Origin of the sequence: Streptococcus sp. IsoGale022 (genome assembly GCF_031142805.1) — a bacterium.
GTDB classification, from domain to species: Bacteria; Bacillota; Bacilli; order Lactobacillales; family Streptococcaceae; genus Streptococcus; species Streptococcus sanguinis_A.
On record NZ_JAKZJI010000015.1, the window covers coordinates 19770 to 37466 of the forward strand.

The 17697-nt window shown below is 43.0% G+C and carries 15 protein-coding genes, 1 tRNA gene and 1 pseudogene; 14 read left to right on the forward strand and 3 right to left on the reverse strand.

What is annotated here, in order from left to right; translation table 11 throughout:
• Nucleotides 1-219, reverse strand: coding sequence for a helix-turn-helix transcriptional regulator (locus tag RG608_RS08330; RefSeq protein WP_002899126.1), 219 nt, complete (start codon nucleotides 217-219; stop codon nucleotides 1-3).
• Nucleotides 220-227: 8 nt separating this feature from the next.
• Nucleotides 228-704 carry a DUF2975 domain-containing protein gene (locus RG608_RS08335; protein ID WP_002917772.1) on the reverse strand — a complete coding sequence of 159 codons (477 nt, stop codon included), beginning with the start codon at nucleotides 702-704 and terminating at the stop codon, nucleotides 228-230.
• Between the two features lie 205 nt (nucleotides 705-909).
• On the opposite strand from RG608_RS08335, the pseudogene RG608_RS08340 reads away from it, so the two are divergent.
• The 6 genes and pseudogenes from RG608_RS08340 to rsmA all read left to right on the forward strand — a co-directional run bounded on the left by RG608_RS08340 (nucleotide 910) and on the right by rsmA (nucleotide 6556).
• A pseudogene (locus RG608_RS08340) lies at nucleotides 910-1996 on the forward strand (ArsR/SmtB family transcription factor).
• Between the two features lie 130 nt (nucleotides 1997-2126).
• A complete protein-coding gene (locus RG608_RS08345) occupies nucleotides 2127-3368 on the forward strand; it encodes an MFS transporter (RefSeq protein ID WP_268686799.1) in 1242 nt (413 codons plus the stop codon).
• A 96-nt stretch (nucleotides 3369-3464) separates the two neighbouring features.
• Nucleotides 3465-4235, forward strand: a complete 771-nt coding sequence (locus RG608_RS08350) for a TatD family hydrolase (protein ID WP_268686800.1) — start codon at nucleotides 3465-3467, stop codon at nucleotides 4233-4235.
• Nucleotides 4207-4797 carry a ribonuclease M5 gene (gene rnmV, locus RG608_RS08355; protein ID WP_308946834.1) on the forward strand — a complete coding sequence of 197 codons (591 nt, stop codon included), beginning with the start codon at nucleotides 4207-4209 and terminating at the stop codon, nucleotides 4795-4797. The genes RG608_RS08350 and rnmV overlap by 29 nt, the downstream gene beginning before the upstream one ends.
• 11 nt (nucleotides 4798-4808) lie before the next feature.
• Nucleotides 4809-5663, forward strand: a complete 855-nt coding sequence (locus RG608_RS08360; RefSeq protein WP_268686801.1) for an SDR family NAD(P)-dependent oxidoreductase — start codon at nucleotides 4809-4811, stop codon at nucleotides 5661-5663.
• Between the two features lie 20 nt (nucleotides 5664-5683).
• Nucleotides 5684-6556, forward strand: a complete 873-nt coding sequence (gene rsmA, locus RG608_RS08365; RefSeq protein WP_002928046.1) for a 16S rRNA (adenine(1518)-N(6)/adenine(1519)-N(6))-dimethyltransferase RsmA — start codon at nucleotides 5684-5686, stop codon at nucleotides 6554-6556.
• 146 nt (nucleotides 6557-6702) lie between these two features.
• Here rsmA and RG608_RS08370 read toward each other — a convergent pair.
• Nucleotides 6703-6785, reverse strand: a tRNA-Leu gene (locus tag RG608_RS08370).
• Between the two features lie 184 nt (nucleotides 6786-6969).
• On the opposite strand from RG608_RS08370, the gene RG608_RS08375 reads away from it, so the two are divergent.
• From RG608_RS08375 to RG608_RS08410, 8 genes are all read left to right on the forward strand, one after another.
• A complete protein-coding gene (locus tag RG608_RS08375) occupies nucleotides 6970-11655 on the forward strand; it encodes a Cna B-type domain-containing protein (RefSeq protein WP_308946830.1) in 4686 nt (1561 codons plus the stop codon).
• A gap of 234 nt (nucleotides 11656-11889) precedes the next feature.
• Nucleotides 11890-12768: a ribosome small subunit-dependent GTPase A gene (gene rsgA / locus RG608_RS08380; protein ID WP_268686803.1), complete on the forward strand. Its 879-nt coding sequence runs from the start codon at nucleotides 11890-11892 to the stop codon at nucleotides 12766-12768.
• A gap of 11 nt (nucleotides 12769-12779) precedes the next feature.
• A complete protein-coding gene (rpe, locus tag RG608_RS08385; RefSeq protein ID WP_002893879.1) occupies nucleotides 12780-13439 on the forward strand; it encodes a ribulose-phosphate 3-epimerase in 660 nt (219 codons plus the stop codon).
• On the forward strand, nucleotides 13432-14064 hold the full coding sequence (locus tag RG608_RS08390; RefSeq protein WP_268686804.1) for a thiamine diphosphokinase: 633 nt from the start codon (nucleotides 13432-13434) through the stop codon (nucleotides 14062-14064). The genes rpe and RG608_RS08390 overlap by 8 nt, the downstream gene beginning before the upstream one ends.
• Before the next feature lies 1 nt (nucleotide 14065).
• Nucleotides 14066-15322 (forward strand): DNA recombination protein RmuC, encoded by a 1257-nt coding sequence (gene rmuC / locus RG608_RS08395; RefSeq protein WP_268686805.1) that lies wholly within the window; start codon nucleotides 14066-14068, stop codon nucleotides 15320-15322.
• Nucleotides 15312-16256 carry a 3'-5' exoribonuclease YhaM family protein gene (locus RG608_RS08400; RefSeq protein WP_061595329.1) on the forward strand — a complete coding sequence of 315 codons (945 nt, stop codon included), beginning with the start codon at nucleotides 15312-15314 and terminating at the stop codon, nucleotides 16254-16256. Before rmuC ends, RG608_RS08400 begins: the two co-directional genes overlap by 11 nt.
• Nucleotides 16257-16348: 92 nt before the next feature.
• Nucleotides 16349-17164: a pur operon repressor gene (purR, locus tag RG608_RS08405; protein WP_268686806.1), complete on the forward strand. Its 816-nt coding sequence runs from the start codon at nucleotides 16349-16351 to the stop codon at nucleotides 17162-17164.
• Between the two features lie 21 nt (nucleotides 17165-17185).
• A complete protein-coding gene (locus RG608_RS08410) occupies nucleotides 17186-17650 on the forward strand; it encodes a hypothetical protein (protein ID WP_268686807.1) in 465 nt (154 codons plus the stop codon).
• Nucleotides 17651-17697: the final 47 nt, after the last annotated feature.

Here is a 17697-nt window from a genome sequence, read left to right on the forward strand (position 1 = left end):
TTATTTCTCCTCCTCATCGTCAGGGATATACTCCAAAATATCGCCGGGTTGACAGTCTAGTTCACGGCAGAGAGCGTTGAGTGTTGAAAAGCGGACAGCCTTGGCTCGATTATTTTTTAGGATAGATAGATTGGCTGGTGTTAGATCAATCAACTCTGCTAAACGGCCAGCACTGATGCGCTTTTGCGCCATGACAAGGTCTAAATTTATCTGAATCATAAGACCTCCTAAATAGTGTAATCCACTTGATCCTGCAGCTCAATGGCCTTGCCAAAGGCATTGCGGATGACACGGATAATCAGCGTCAAGATGCTACAGGAAACAGTGACTAAGAGCATGGGCAGATAGGCTGTCAGTCCCATGAAGAGGGAGATAAGAGCGACAGTGCCGACTTCCCAGCCAAGATAGCGCATGTACTGAACATTTTGTGTGATAAAAACCTGATTTTTACCGATACGGCTAAGGAGTCGATAGAGATGGACAATGCAGGCTAGAGCCAGGCAACCGAGGACATAGCCGAGCAGCAGCAAGATCCAAAAGCGCGTCTCCCCTTGAAAGAAAGGAGAGGGAAATTCGATAACTAGATTGACGACCCAAGGTCCTAGGGCTATCAGGATAATGGAAGCAATAAATAAAAGGCTGATACTGATTTTTGTAAGAGTAATGCTCATATCTTCAGCAGTCTTTTTCATTTTGTCCGTCATAATTTCCTCCAACTAACGTTTCATTTCTTAGTAACTATAACACGTATTTTATCGATAATCAATAAAAAACTATCGAGAAAAGATAAAATCAGTCTTAAGAACTAGATGAAATTTTCTAAAAATCTCTTATTTTATAGAGATGGATTTCTTGTCTGGAGATGAACAGAGCAGAAGGGGATGAATATTTTGCTTGATTTTTGATATAATGAAAAACAGGAATTGTATACTCTTTTTGGTTAGAAGCGGAGTATCTGTATGTAAGGAGGGAAGAGCTTGTGGGTGTAAAGCTTGTTCATTATCGTAGTAAGTTATATGAATTTCTCATGGTGCCTGCCATCGTTTCAAGGGATGATAAACATATGTGGATGGATTTACGGCAGAATCAAAAGGAGCTGCTTCTTGATGTACAGCCGCATTATGATAAGCTCTATCAGGATTTACTTCCTTTGAAAAAGGAGCTTGTTGCGGTTAGTTTGTTTGAAGGAGCTACGGTGGGACTGGCTCCGCTCCTCTACCTCTACTTGCTAGAAAAAGGAGAAGATCCGGCCAATCCGCATGACTTGTTAGAATGTTTGAAAAAACTAGACGCAGAGCAAATCATCTATTGTTTATCACTTAAGCTTTCTAAAGGGGAAGTCACCAAGGGACATCCTGAAGATCTGCTGGCTTTTATAGAGAATAGTGACAAGTCTCCAGAAAATAAATGGTACTGCTACCAAGCTATTCAGCATCCAGAGAAGCTTCGGGACCAATTAGTTTCCTTGCTGGAAAGAGTGTTCGAGCTCTATCAGCCTATTTATGAGCAGTTTGAGAAGGAAGTTCTAGCTTTTGAACAAGAATTTAGCCTATCTGATGTGATGAATGATGATGAGCAGAATGCCAAGCTTCTTGAAAAAGACACACAAGTCTTTGTTCTGTCACCCATGTTTATTGACTCTTTTCTCGAAAAGGTCCCTGATTTCACTTCCTATTCTTTAGTCCTTTCGACGAGAAGTTCCCAGTTATCAAAGGCGGAATCGGAGCTTAACGATGAAACATTTGCTCTAACCTTAAAAACTCTTGGTGATGAAACCCGCTATAAAGTCTTGATTGAATTGATTCAGCCGCATGCCAAGAATAAAGATATAGCTAAAAAACTGGGGCTTACAAGAGCCTCTATCTCATTCCATACGCAGAAGCTGCTAAATTCTGGCTTGCTGGAGCTTGTGGTGGATGATGATTCTGTTAAATACACGGTCAATAAAGAACTGATTCGAAAGATTATAGAGAAGTTCAAACAGGACCTAAAATAGTTTCAGAAGACCTGGATTTATTCTAGGCCTTCTTTTTGTAAAGCAATAATCTAACAAAAGTTTGACAATAGACTAATTTATTGTTATGATTTGTTAAACAAAAATCTAACAAGAGTAAAGGAGATGTCGTATGATTGTTTTTGCAAAAAACAAAAATTTTCGCCAGTTGCTCATCAATCAATGGATTTCAGGTTTTGGAGACATTGTTTTTTATTTGGCTTTGATGAACTATGTTTCCGCCTATTCCTTTGCTCCACTTGCGGTTTTATTGATTTCTCTTTCTGAAACGCTACCTCAGTTAATTCAAGTTTTTACTGGAGTTGCGGCGGACTTTCAGAAGAATCGTATCCATAAATACCTGCTTATACAGTTTAGTAAGGTACTCTTATATAGCTTGGTAACATTTTTGCTGCTTGGACAAGATTTCTCTTTCTTGACTCTGCTTGTGATTTGCTTGATTAACTTTCTGTCGGATAGTCTGAGTTATTTTTCAGGTGCCATGCTGACGCCGGTTTATGTAAAGGTTATTGAGCAAGATATGACCTCTGCTATGGGCTTTCGGCAGGCTAGTATGAGTCTGGTTCATATTTTGGGGAATCTAGCTGGCGGTTTTCTCATTGCTTGGATGAGTATTGGAGCTTTGGCAGGTCTGAATGCTCTGACATTCTTGCTAGCTTACCTTGGTTTTTGGCATATTAGTAAAAGTTTACAGGACTTAGAACCGGAGCTCAGCAGTGCCAAGGAGCTAAATAAAGAGAATTATTGGCAGCATTTATTGGATTCTCTTAAGGTCTTACTGGGATTGAAAAACGTTGTGAGGTTGTTATTGGTTTCAACCTTTGGGCAAGTCACTCTGAACATTCTGACGCCAGTAGCGACTCTTTTATTGCTGAAAAGGCCTTTTTGGAATTTGCAGATCGGTCAGTCCATTGCCGTGTTAATTGTTCTAAGTTCCGCTGGTCTGATCTTAGGGAACATTTTGAGTGGCAGTTTGCTGAAAAAACTTTCTACTAAGCTTGCTATGTATGCAAGCTTAGTATTTGAGGGCTTTATTCTTTGCGGTTTTTTCTGGCAAAACTTTTTACTTGTACTGATAGCAAGCTTTGCTTGTGCTGTTGTAGTCGGTCTGCTAAGTCCAAGATTGCAGAAATCTGTATTCAGTATGATTCCAGAAGAGTCCATGGGGGCCATCCAGTCAGCTATTAATCTATTTAGCATGGCTGTTCCGAGTGTTTTATCCATGCTGTTAATAGCTCTTGCCAGCAGCATGGGAATTATTTATATTCTCCTCCCGCTTGTGTTAATGCTAGCACTGTCTTTCTACTTAATTATTCCAATGGAGAACTTGAAGATGGATTCGGATAGCTGTTGAATGGCAGCTATCTTATTTTTTCTGCTTTGAAGAGACTTCTGATTTTTCAGGTCATTTTTGGTATAATAAAGGACAGGAAATACAAGGAAGTAAACCATGAAGATTTTTGATACACATACGCATTTAAATGTGGAAGAATTTGCTGGTCGAGAGGCAGAGGAGCTCCAGTTGGCCTCTGAAATGGGCGTCAGCAAAATAAATATTGTCGGTTTTGACCGACCGACTATTGAGCGCGCTTTGGAGTTGGCAGACAGCTATGATCAGCTTTATGCTACGATTGGCTGGCATCCGACTGAGGCTGGGACTTATGATGAGGCGGTGGAAGCCTATCTGCTGGACAAGCTTCGTCACCCCAAGGTGCTGGCTTTGGGCGAGATTGGGCTGGACTATCACTGGATGACTGCGCCCAAGGATGTTCAGGAGCGGGTATTTCGCCGCCAAATCCAGCTCTCTAAAAAGCTGAATCTACCCTTTGTCGTTCACACACGTGATGCCTTGGAAGATACTTATGAGATTATCAAGAGTGAGGGAGTTGGTCCTCGAGGCGGTATTATGCACTCTTATTCTGGCTCTTTGGAAATGGCAGAGCGCTTTATCGAGCTAGGGATGATGATTTCCTTTTCTGGAGTGGTTACTTTTAAGAAAGCGACGGATATTCAGGAGGCTGCGCGGAGCCTGCCTTTGGACAAAATCCTCATCGAGACTGATGCACCTTACTTGGCGCCTGTTCCCAAGCGTGGCCGAGAAAACAAAACAGCCTACACCCGCTATGTTGTAGAGAAAATTGCTGAGCTTCGTGGGCTGACTGTCGAAGAAGTAGCGCAAGCGACCTATGCCAATGCAAAGAAGGTGTTTGGGCTTGACTGAGAAGATAAAAATCCCTCAGGTAATCGTTGTCGAGGGCAAGGATGATACAGCTAATCTTCAGCGATTTTACCAAGTTGACACTTACGAGACGAGAGGTTCCGCTATCAATGAAGAAGACCTAGAGCGGATAGCGAAACTGCACCAGCTGCGTGGGGTTATTGTCTTTACCGATCCAGACTACAACGGTGAGCGTATCCGTCGAATGATTATGGAGGCAGTGCCAACTGCTCAGCATGCCTTTCTCCGCCGTGACGAGGCGGCTCCCAAGTCTAAGAGCAAAGGTAAGTCGCTTGGAGTAGAGCACGCTTCATTTGAGGATTTGCAGCAGGCATTGGCTGGGCTGGTCGGATATTTTGACGATGAAGATAATTTTGATATTAGCAAAAGCGATCTTGTGCGACTAGGTCTGATTATGAGAAGCGATAGCCGACAGCGTCGAGAGTATCTGGGTGAGGAGCTCCGTATCGGCTATTCTAACGGCAAGCAGCTACTCAAACGCTTGGAATTGTTTGGAGTGACCTTGGCGGAAGTGGAAGAAACCATGCTCAAATATTCAGACTAACGGAGTAAGAAATGAAAAAAGTAATTATTACGGGTGGCAATAGTGGTATTGGCTACCAGGCTGCTAAACAGTTAGCTGAAAAGGGGTGGTCAGTGACCCTATTTTGCCGGCGAAAAGAAGCTGCTGAGCAAGCCTGTGAGAAAATCCGTCAACAAACAGGAAATCTGCATGTAGATTATATCTTGGTTGATTTATCTGATATGAAAAGTGTCAGGAAAGCGGTAGAACAGTATATCCAAAAAGAAGAGAATTTAGATGTTTTAATTAACAATGCGGCTGATTTTGATTTATCAATCAAAAGTCCTGTGATAACCAAAGATGGATTGGAAAAGCAATTTGCGACCAATGTTGTCGCCCCTTTCTTGCTTTCTATCCTGTTGAAAGGTTTGTTGGAAAAGTCAGAAAGTGGTCGGATTATTAATATTTCTTCCCAAGGGCTGGTGCTTTATCCTTTCATGAAGCTTGATTTTGAAAATTTATCCGGTCAAAAACATTACAGTCCTGCTAAGATCTATTATCAGAATAAGCTGGCCTTGTTGATGCTGTCACTTTATATGCGGAAACATTGGAAAGGTATCAAGGTTCAGGCGATCCGTGTGACCAATGTCAAAGTAGATATGCGCCGCTATGATCACCTCAGCGCTTTTATGAAAAATCTTTATAAAATTAAGTCTAGATTTTCGATTAGTCCTGAAAAAATGGCGAAAGTCTATATAGCTTTATCTACAGAAGATGGCTATGATGGCTTTTTGTATGACGAGAAATGCAAAGAAGTTAAGGCTAATGCATTTGCTTACGAGGCAGAAGAGCAGAAAAAACTTTACACCTTGCTAGGGCAAATGACCTCCTTAAAAAATAATGAATAAAGAATTAGAAAAGAGAAAAGATGCGTATTGCAGACCATAGTGTGACCCGTGCCATTCTGGAGCGTCACGGTTTCACCTTTAAAAAATCTTTCGGTCAGAATTTTCTGACGGATACCAACATCCTCCAGAAGATTGTGGACACAGCTGAGATTGACAAAAAGGTCAATGTCATCGAGATTGGGCCCGGTATTGGGGCTTTGACAGAATTTTTGGCGGAAAGTGCCGCGGAGGTCATGGCCTTTGAGATTGATGATCGGCTAGTGCCGATTTTGGCGGATACTCTGCGCGATTTTGACAATGTGACAGTGGTTAATCAGGATATTCTCAAGGTTGATTTGGCCCAGTACATAGCAGAGTTTAAGAATCCAGACCTACCTATCAAGGTAGTGGCAAACTTGCCCTACTACATCACGACGCCGATTCTTATGCATTTGATTGAGAGCGGGATTCCTTTTAGTGAGTTTGTCGTGATGATGCAGAGAGAAGTAGCGGATCGGATTTCGGCTCAGCCGAATACCAAGGCCTATGGTAGTTTGTCGATTGCGGTCCAGTATTACATGACGGCCAAGGTTGCCTTTATCGTGCCGAGGACAGTCTTTGTGCCAGCGCCAAATGTGGATTCAGCTATTCTCAAGATGGTGCGCAGAGACCAGCCTGCAGTTGCGGTACAGGACGAGAAATTCTTTTTCAAGGTCTCCAAGGCCAGCTTTGTCCACCGCCGGAAGACTCTCTGGAATAACCTAACCAGTTATTTTGGGAAGTCAGAGGAGACTAAAGGCAAACTGTCAGCAGCCTTAGAACGAGCTGACTTATCTCCAAGTGTTCGGGGAGAAGCTCTGAGTTTAGAAGAATTTGCTCGCTTGGCAGACGCTTTGAAGTCTGAGGGATTATAAAAAAATAGAAGATCCGCTCTGTATAGCTGTTCTTCTATTTTGCTAATGAGGTACATATGAAAGTGAAATTTCTGTCTTTTCTCTGCAGTGTAATTCTGCTTCATAATAACAAAAAATCCTATCAATCATGATAGGATTGCTTTTTATGCGGAGGAAGGGATTTGAACCCTCACACCCGTACGGGCACATGCGCCTGAAGCATGCGTGTCTGCCGTTCCACCACCTCCGCTTGAGATTCTATTATAACTTATTTTTGTGAAAATGCCAATAGAGAATGTGAAATTTTTTCATACTACGAAAAAGCCTCTATTTTTTCTTTACTAAAATAGTTCTATAATATTGCCATTATAGTAAGTATTTGTTACAATAAAATTAACTGCTTATTTAGGTAATGAAATAAAAAGGAGAATGTTATGAAACTGAAAAGATGGCTGCTGTTTTTGATGCTGCCCCTTCTGTTTTTGCTGGATTTGAAGCTGTTTAAAGTAACTGCTCAAGCTGATGCTTTGAAGAATGCAATCACAGATATTAAAATCTGGGACCATTCTAATGGCCGCGAAGCAACCAAGGTTAACGGTGCTTACAATTTGGTTCAAGGGGGAAATTATCGTTATGAGTTAGTCTTTGATTTATCTGCTTACGATAATCGCCTAAAGGATGGGGATACCTTTACCTTTACAGTACCAAACGGTGCAACCATTGCTAATGGGACGACCTTTAATCTGATAGATCAGGAAACGCAGGTTGCTCTTGGAGCTGCTAAGATGACATCGAATGGTTCTGCTAAAGGCGGTGTCATTACGGTTACACTTCAAAATTTGGCGGATTATAGATTGAAAACGACTGCCAGTGGAGTAAGAGGAAGCTTCTTCTTTGATTTTCAGGCGACAACAGTAGGCGCTCAACAGGATTGGAATTACAATCCTGAGGAAACTCAAGGATCAATGAGTCATAAGGTAACCATTAACGAGCGCAAACAGAGCAATTTTTCAACAGAGGGAGAAAACTATGCCAAAATAGGAGGAGTTATTGCGAAGAAGCCATATAATTCGACTATTCTTGGCAAGAGCGGTGACTACTCACACAACTGGACTGTGCGTATCAATACTCAGCAAAAGACTTACAACTCTCCAATTGTTATCAAGGACACCATTCCTGATAGCAGCGCGCCAATGCAATTCGTTCCAGAGCAATTTGTTCTGCGTCGGGGAGTTTATACAACAAGCTTGTCTAGTATCGCAAATTCAGTTATCTTAAAAGAGGGCCAAGATTATACGGTTACTTATAATGAGACCTATACTGAATTTACTCTGACAATTCTTAATCCAGACAACCATGCCTTTATGTTGAGCTATATGACAACTTCACCAGCTGATGGTTCTTTGGTGTCGAATACGGCTGAGATGGAAGTTGATAATGAAAAACTGCCATTCAGAGATGACCGTCCTGGTCAGACGAGTTCTACAGTAGAGCGTAGTAGCCGGATTACAGAAGGCGGTGTCATTACAGCGGATATCAGCAACAGTCTGGTTCTCTACAAGCAAGATTCTAAGACTGGCAAAATGCTGGAAGGTGCTGTCTTTAAGGTGACAACTCCTAGCGGTGAAGAGATTACTCTGCCGCCGACAGATGCTAACGGTCGGGTTTCTACACAGCCTTTTTCAAGTGAAGAAATCAAGAAAGGTCAATTCACAGTAGAAGAAGTAACAGCTCCGGAAGGCTATGTACTGGACAGCAATCCGATGAAAGTGACTATCAAGGCTGATGGAGCGGTTAAGACAGTCAAGAATACGGTGGATTCAAATGCCAGCAAAAAGCTGACAGTCAGGAAAGTTTGGAAAGATGAAAACAATCAGGATGGCAAGCGTCCGGCTTCTATTGCTGTAGATGTCTACGCTAACGGTCAAAAGTTAGCTGATAAGACAGTGACCGTAACTGGTGGAAGTACAGATGCAGAGTGGACAGCTCAGACAACTGATTTACCAATCTTTGATGCAAGCGGTCAAAAAATCACCTATACAATCGGTGAAGATCAGCTTGATGGATATGATGCTCCAGAAGTAAATCAGGAAAATCTCACTGTTACCAATAGTCGTACGCCAGAGAAAATCGCTATCAAAGCTAGCAAGAAATGGGATGACGCTGAAAATCAAGACGGCAAACGTCCTGCCAATGTTGTTGTAAAACTTTATAAAGAAGTTGGTGGTCAGAAATCAGAAGTTGCGAATCGAACTCTGACCGAAGCTGATCAGTGGTCAACTGAGTTTACTAACTTGAACAAGTATGAAGAAGGACAAGAAGTCGTTTACTCTCTGGAAGAAGACGCGGTCCCTCACTATCAATCTCAGGTAACTGGCAATGCTGCTGACGGCTTTGTGGTGACCAACACTTACAAGCCAGAAACCATCAAGATTTCCGGTCAAAAGAAGTGGGATGATGCGGAAAACCAAGACGGCAAGCGTCCAAATGCTGTTAGAGTCAAGATCTTGAAAGGCCAAGATATTGTCGATGTACAGGAAGTGACGGCTGCCAACGGTTGGAAATATGAATCCAATCCTCTTCCTAAATATGCAGCTGGCCAAGAAATTGCCTACACTGTAAGCGAAGAAGCTGTCTCAGGATACACGAGCAAGGTGGACGGCTACAACATCACCAACTCTTACACTCCAGAAACGGTCAAGATTTCTGGTCAGAAAGTCTGGGATGATGCGGAAAACCAAGATGGTAAGCGTCCAGCTTCTGTTAAGGTTAAAATTCTGAATGGTGATACGGTTGTTGATGAGCAAAATGTGACTTCTGCTAACGAATGGAAGTATGAGTCGAAGGCTCTGCCTAAGTATGCAGCAGGTCAAGAAATCACTTATACCGTAAGTGAGGAAGCTGTACCAGGTTATACTAGTAAAGTAGATGGTTACAACATCACTAATTCTTACACTCCAGAGACAACGACTGTGTCTGGAAGCAAGACTTGGGAAGATGGCGATAACCAAGATGGCAAACGTCCAGCTTCTATCACAGTTAATCTGCTAGCTGACGGTCAAAAAGTCAATACTCAAACAGTCGGAGAGGCAGAAGGCTGGTCTTACAACTTTACTGGCTTGCCAGTCTACAAGGATGGCCAACGAATTACCTATACAGTAACGGAAGAAGCTGTACCAGGTTATTCAACCAGTCTCAATGGCTACAATATCACTAACTCTTATACACCAGAAAAGACAGAAATCACTGCTAGCAAGACTTGGAATGACAGCGACAATCAAGACGGCAAGCGTCCAACTAAGATTAGCATTAAGCTGATGAAGACCGTCGGCGGTGTCAAGACAGAAGTCGCTAGCAAGGAAGTGACCGCTGCTGATCAATGGCAAACCAAATTTGAAAATCTGCCAGTCTATGAAAATGGTCAGAAGATTGATTACTCTATCGAGGAAGATGATGTGGCTGGCTACACTAAAGAAATCAAAGATTTCACAGTTACCAACTCTTACACTCCAGAGATGATCAAGATTTCCGGTCAAAAAGTCTGGGATGACGCTGATAACCAAGATGGCAAGCGCCCGGCTTCTGTTAAGGTTAAGGTGAAAAATGGCGATACTGTCGTAGATGAGCTGGAAGTAACAGCTGCTAACGATTGGAAGTTTGAGTCTAAAGCTCTTCCTAAGTATGCAGCAGGTCAAGAGATTGCCTATACTGTTACTGAAGAAGCAGTTGCGGAATATCAAACTAAGATTGATAAGTTCACCATTACTAATTCTTACACTCCTCAAAGTACGGAGTATGCTGTTACGAAGGTCTGGGATGATGCTAATAACCAAGACGGTAAGCGTCCAGCTTCTATCACAGTGCAACTGTATAGCTCAGTAAATGGTAAAGAGCCAGTTGCTGTCGCAGGTAAGACATTAACCTTGACGGCTGATAATGAGACAGCTGCTAACACTTGGAAAGCAAGCTTCACCAATCTGCCTCAGTTTGACAAGGGACAGGAGATCACCTACTCTGTCAAAGAGGATGATGCAACAGTAGCCGCTTTGAAAGAAAAAGGTTATAGTCCGAAAGTAGAAGGTCAGACAATCACTAACTCTCATACTCCTGAGCAGGTTAAAGTTTCTGGTCAGAAAGTCTGGGATGATGCAGACGATCAAGACGGCAAACGCCCAACATCTATTACAGTTAAAGTAATGGATGGAAGCACTGTTGTTGATACACTTGAAGTAACAGCTGCTAATGGATGGAAGTTTGAATCTAAAGACCTGCCTAAATATAGAAATGGTCAAGAGATTGCCTACACACTTACTGAAGATGCTGTTGCTCAGTATGAAACTAAGATTGATAAATTCACCATTACCAACTCCTATACTCCAGAAACCGTTAAAGTCTCTGGTCAAAAGGTTTGGGATGATGCTAATAATCAAGATGGCAAGCGCCCAGCATCCATCAAGGTCAAGATTTTGGACGGAGATAAGGTGGTAGATGAGCTGGAAGTGACAGCTGCTACTGACTGGAAGTTTGAGTCCAAAGATCTGCCTAAGAATAAGAAGGGCAAGAAAATCAACTATACAGTCCTTGAAGAAGTGACGGTTGAGGGGTATAGCAGCAGCCAAGAACAAGCAACAGATGGCAGCTTCACTTTGACTAATAGCTATAAACCAACACAGATTGCTGTTAAGGGAACTGCGGTATGGTCAGATGCTGAAAATCAAGATAAGGTGCGACCTTCTAAGATTACTGTTCGACTCTTGGCAGATGGCAAGCCAATCAAAGAAGAGGTTGTGTCAGGAGAAAATGGTTGGCAGTATGACTTTAGCGGCCTTCCTAAGTACAAGGACGGTAAGGAAATTGTCTATAGCGTTGCGGCTGATCCAGTAGATGGCTACAAGCTTGAGATCAACGGTACTCAGCTGACCTTCAGTCATATCCCTGCTAAGAAAGAGAGTGTTGAAGATAAGGTTTCAACTAATAAGCCAGGCGGTCAAGCTCCGAAAGTCGGAGGAAAAGCTCTTCCTCGTACTGGTCAGGAAGAAAATCTCCTTGTTACTATTCTTGGCTTCCTAGCAGCTCTTCTCGCAGGAGGAATGCTGATGGCTAAGGCGAAACGCAGCTAATCAGTTTTGTGACTTACTGAAAATCACAGTAAGCATCTCATTCGATATAAAAAAGCGAACAGGTTCTTTTGAGCCTGTTCGCTTTTATCATGCCAGTTTCATTCTAAATATTTTAAAGCAGCTGCTTTCTATGAAAAATGAACCTAACCTTAAGAAATGCCTTCTATGCAAAACAAGCAAGCTAAATCTCGCATTTTTTGTTATAATGAGTGTATTAACTTTTAAGGAGCAATCTTGCAAGGAAAAATCATTAAGGCCCTGGCTGGTTTCTATTATGTAGAGTCGGACGGACAGGTTTATCAAACCAGAGCGCGGGGTAATTTTCGCAAAAAAGGGCAGACACCCTATGTCGGTGATGAAGTCGAATTTTCAGCAGAAAAAGACTCGGAAGGCTATATTTTAAAAATAGCAGAGCGTAAAAACAGCCTCGTTCGGCCGCCGATTGTTAATATCGACCAGGCAGTTGTAATCATGAGCGCGAAAGAGCCAGATTTTAATGCCAATCTGTTGGATCGCTTTCTGGTGCTTTTAGAGCATAAGAGGATTCATCCTATTATCTACATCAGCAAGTTAGACCTGCTTGAAGATGAGCAGAGCTTGGATGCCTATGTACAGTCCTATCAGGCTATCGGCTATGAGGTCGTTAAAGCAACTGAGGAGTTATTACCGCTGCTGACAGGGAAAATCACTGTTTTCATGGGACAGACTGGGGTTGGAAAGTCCACCCTGCTCAATAAAATCGCTCCAGACCTGCAGCTTGAAACAGGAGAGATTTCTGAAAGTCTGGGCCGTGGCCGTCATACGACACGGGCTGTCAGCTTTTACAATCTAAATGGTGGGAAGATTGCCGATACACCAGGATTTTCGTCTTTGGATTACGAGGTGACTACAGCTGAAGATCTCAATCAAGCTTTTCCAGAGATTGCTGAGGTCAGTCAGTCCTGTAAGTTTCGTACTTGCACTCATACCCACGAGCCAGCTTGTGCTGTCAAGCCAGCAGTTGAGTCCGGCCAGATAGCGTCATTCCGCTTTGATAATTACCTGCAGTTTCTCAGCGAGATTGAAAATCGTCGGGAGACCTATAAAAAAGTTGCCAAAAAAAATTCTAAATAAGGAGAAGAACTATGACTTCATTCAAAATTGCCCCTTCAATCTTAAGTGCGGACTATGCTAATTTTGAATCAGAACTGAAAAAGTTAGAAGCAACAGGCGCTGAGTATGCTCATATTGATATTATGGATGGTCATTTTGTACCCAATATCAGCTTTGGGGCTGGGGTTGTTGCCAGTATGCGTCCTCACAGCAAGCTAGTCTTTGATTGTCATCTGATGGTTTCCAATCCTGAACATCATATTGAAGAATTCGCTCGTGCCGGTGCAGATATTATCAGCATCCATGCCGAAGCGACACCTCATATCCATGGAGCACTGCAGAAGATTCGGGCAGCGGGAGTCAAACCTAGTGTTGTGATTAATCCGGGAACACCAGTTGAAGCAGTCAAAAATGTTTTGAATTTGGTTGATCAAGTCCTTGTGATGACAGTTAATCCAGGCTTTGGTGGTCAGGCCTTTCTGCCAGAAACCATGGATAAGATCCGTGAGCTGGTCGTTCTGCGTGAAGTCAATCAGCTGAATTTTGATATTGAAGTGGATGGCGGTATTGACGATAAGACCATTGGAATTGCTAAAGAAGCTGGTGCCAATGTCTTCGTAGCAGGCAGCTATGTCTTTAAGGGTGATGTCAATCATCAAGTTCAGACCTTACGGGATGCCTTGCATGACTAAGATTGCGCTGTTTGCTGGCGGGAATTTGGAGCATTTTAGCTTAGATTTTGATGTTTTGGTCGGAGTAGATCGTGGAAGTCTCTTTCTGCTTGAGCAGGGAGTTTGTCCTGACTTGGCTGTCGGGGATTTTGACTCTGTGACTGAGGAAGAATTGCTGCGCATAAAAGACAGTGCCAAGGAAGTCATTCAGGCCCATCCTGAAAAGGATGATACGGACTTGGAGTTAGCTGTTCTAGCTTGTTTTGAACGGTATCCAGATGCCCATTTGACCATTTTCGGCGCCTTTGGGGGCCGTCTGGATCATGCCTTGGCCAATGTTTTCCTACCCAGTAGTGAAAAAATTGCACCTTATATGGAGAAGATTTTTCTGGAAGACGAACAGAATCTGCTGACCTATGTTCCCAAGGGGCGCCATGAAATCAGGCCGGTAACTGGCATGCGTTATCTAGCCTTTCTGCCGTCGGATGATGCTGCCTTAACGATTGAGGGCGCCAAATATCCGCTCAATAAAGATAACTTTTTTTTCAAAAAAGTGTATGCTTCTAACGAATTTATAGATAAGCCCATTTATTTGGACTTTGATAGCGGCTATACAGTCGTCATTTACAGCAAAGACAGGAGCTGATATGGAGTTTATAATCATCCTCATTCTTTTGGGAAATCTAGTGCTGACCTTTCTTTTATGGCAAAAGCTTAGTCAGCAGACCGAGACGCTAAAGCAAGTCTTGGAAAATCAGGCAGATCATCTATCGGATCAGTTGGACTATCGCTTGGAGCAAGAAAGCCAGAAAAAGCAAACGGCTCAGAAAGAGCTGGAATTAGCTCTGGGAGATCGTTTGAGCGAGGTCAGGACAGATTTGCACCGCAATTTGACAGAGCTGCGCTTGGAAATCAGTGACAACCTGACCAAGAATCGGGATAAAACTGACGAGCGTATGCGGCAAATCCAAGAGTCCAATGAAACCCGTCTAGAGCAGATGCGGCAGACTGTTGAAGAAAAACTGGAGAAGACACTTCAGACTCGTCTTCAGACTTCTTTTGAAACGGTCTCTAAGCAGTTGGAGTCTGTCAATCGCGGCCTGGGAGAAATGCAGAGTGTTGCTCGAGATGTCGGTACACTGAATAAGGTCTTATCCAACACCAAGACCCGAGGGATTCTAGGGGAGCTGCAGCTTGGTCAGATTATCGAGGACATCATGACGGCCAGTCAGTATGAGCGAGAGTTTGTGACGGTGGCCGGTTCCAGTGAGCGTGTCGAATATGCTATTAAACTGCCGGGACAGACAGAGCATGAATATGTCTATCTGCCTATTGATTCTAAGTTTCCTCTGGCTGATTACTACCGTTTGGAAGATGCTTATGAGTCTGGTAGCAAGGAAGAGATTGAGCTCTATCGCAAGTCTCTCTTAGCAAGTGTTAAACGCTTTGCCAAGGATATTAAGAGTAAATATCTGGCACCACCAGCTACGACCAATTTTGGAATTATGTTTCTGCCAACGGAAGGTCTCTATTCGGAAGTTGTCCGCAATCCAGCCTTTTTTGACAGATTGCGACGTGAGGAGCAGATTGTGGTGGCAGGTCCATCGACCTTGTCTGCCTTGCTCAACTCGCTCTCTGTCGGCTTTAAAACGCTCAATATCCAAAAAAGTGCTGACGACATCAGCAAGGTTCTGGGTTCTGTCAAATCCGAGTTTAACAAGTTCGGTGGCATTCTGACCAAGGCACAAAAACACTTGCAGCATGCTTCGGGCAATATTGATGAACTCTTAACCCGTAGGACAGGAGCTATCGAAAGAACCTTACGCCATATTGAGCTGTCTGACCAAGACCTCGATTTAAATTTACTTGATTTTTCAGAAGAAAGGGAAAACAATGAAGATTAATCAAATGAAAAAAGATGAACTGTTTGAAGGTTTCTATCTGATCAAGTCAGCAGAAGTCCGTCAGACAAGGGCTGGGAAAAATTATCTGGCCTTCACTTTCCAAGACGATACAGGAGTAATCGAGGGCAAACTCTGGGATGCTCAGCCACATAATGTTGAAGAATTCACTGCTGGCAAGGTTGTGCACATGCAAGGCCGGCGGGAAGTCTACAATAACACACCTCAGGTAAATCAACTGACCCTGCGCCTTCCTAAGGCTGGAGAGCCCAATGACCCAGCGGATTTCAAGGAAAAGCCGCCAGTAGACCAGAAAGAAATCCGAGATTATTTATCTCAGATGATTTTTAAGATTGAGAATTCGGTCTGGCAGCGCGTGGTCCGCTCGCTTTATAGCAAGTATGACAAGGAGTTTTATTCTTATCCAGCTGCCAAGACCAATCACCATGCTTTTGAGTCTGGTCTGGCCTTTCATACCGCTACTATGGTCAAGCTGGCAGATGCTATCGGAGACATTTATCCTCAGCTTAATAAAAGCTTGTTATTCGCAGGGATCATGCTCCATGATCTGGCCAAGGTTATTGAGCTCAGCGGTCCGGAAAATACAGAGTACACTGTGCGAGGCAATCTGATTGGGCACATCGCTTTGATTGATGAAGAATTGACCAAGACCTTGATGGAGCTGAAAATTGACGATAGTAAGGAAGAGGTTATTGTTCTGCGGCATGTGCTTCTCAGCCACCACGGTCTCTTGGAATACGGCAGTCCTGTCCGGCCTAAGATTATGGAGGCGGAAATTCTGCACATGATTGATAATCTGGATGCGGAGATGATGATGATGACTGCTGCATTAGGACTTGTAGATCCAGGTCAAATGAGCAATAAAATATTCGCTCTTGAAGGCCGTTCCTTCTACAAACCAAAACTTGAACAGTAAAATACGAAAAATGGACATTACTTGGAAAAGAATGTTCGTTTTTTTGTTTCTGTTATGGTATAATGAATAAAATAACTTTAATTGGTGAAAAAATGAAATTAAGAAGAAGTGAGCGTATGGTGGTTATTTCTAATTATTTGATTAACCATCCTTATGAATTAACGAGCTTAAATACATTTGCAGAAAAATACGAATCTGCCAAATCTTCTATTTCAGAAGATATTGTCATTATTAAGCGAGCCTTTGAAGAGATTGAAATTGGGACCATTGAAACGATTACTGGTGCCGGTGGAGGAGTCATTTTCAGCCCGTCTATCTCAGATGCAGAAGCTAAGACCATTGTGCAAGGTCTTTGTGATCAGCTGTCTGAAAGTAATCGGATTCTTCCGGGGGGCTACATTTACCTATCGGACCTGCTCAGTACTCCATCCATTTTGAATAATATCGGACGGATCATTGCAAAAAGCTTTAAAGATCAACAGATTGATGCTGTCATGACGGTTGCGACTAAGGGGGTTCCTTTGGCCAATGCCGTAGCCAAGGTACTTAATGTACCTTTTGTCATCGTTCGTCGGGATTTAAAGATTACAGAAGGATCGACGGTCAGTGTCAACTACGTATCGGGCTCCAGCGGAGATCGTATTGAAAAGATGTTCTTGTCCAAGCGCAGTCTCAAGGCTGGCAGTCGCGTCTTGATTGTGGATGACTTCCTCAAAGGTGGGGGGACCATTACAGGGATGATTAGCCTCTTATCTGAGTTTGACTCTGAGTTGGCAGGTGTAGCTGTCTTTGCGGACAATGCGCAGGCCAATCGCGATTATCTAGACTATAAATCGCTCTTGAAAGTAACCAATATTGATGTCAAGGCGAATACCATTGATGTGGAAATTGGAAATATATTTGATTAGGGAAAAGGGCGGAGATTATAGATGAAAACAGTTTTAGAAAAGTTTGACCACAGTCCGCTGTGGATTCGTTTAGGAGTATTGTTGATTTTATTTGGGATTCTGATTACTGGCATGATTTTGGTGCAGGGACAGGCTAATTCCACCAGAAATTCAGTTAGTTCAGCTGCCAGCATCGCATCAAGCAGCTCTTCCCTACAGCTATCCTCTGCTCAAAAAGAAGCGCAGGAAAAAGAAATTCAGGAAGAGGAGCAAGCAGTCCAGGCCGCAGAAGAAGCAGTTAAACAGCTTGAAACCATGCAAACTTTGGAAGATTTGCAGCTAGCTAAGACTGCAGCAGAGAAGGTTAAGGATGCAGCGACGAAGGCTAGATTCCAAAGCCGTATTCAGGCGATAGCAGTCTTGATTGATCCGGAAGTAGCTCAGGCCGCTGTTTCTGAAAATCCAGCTGCTGTATCAGAAGAAGCAGTGGCTCAGCCGCAGCAATAAGTTAGCAGCAATCTAATAAGCAGAGATAAGCTTAAAGTAGAAAAAAT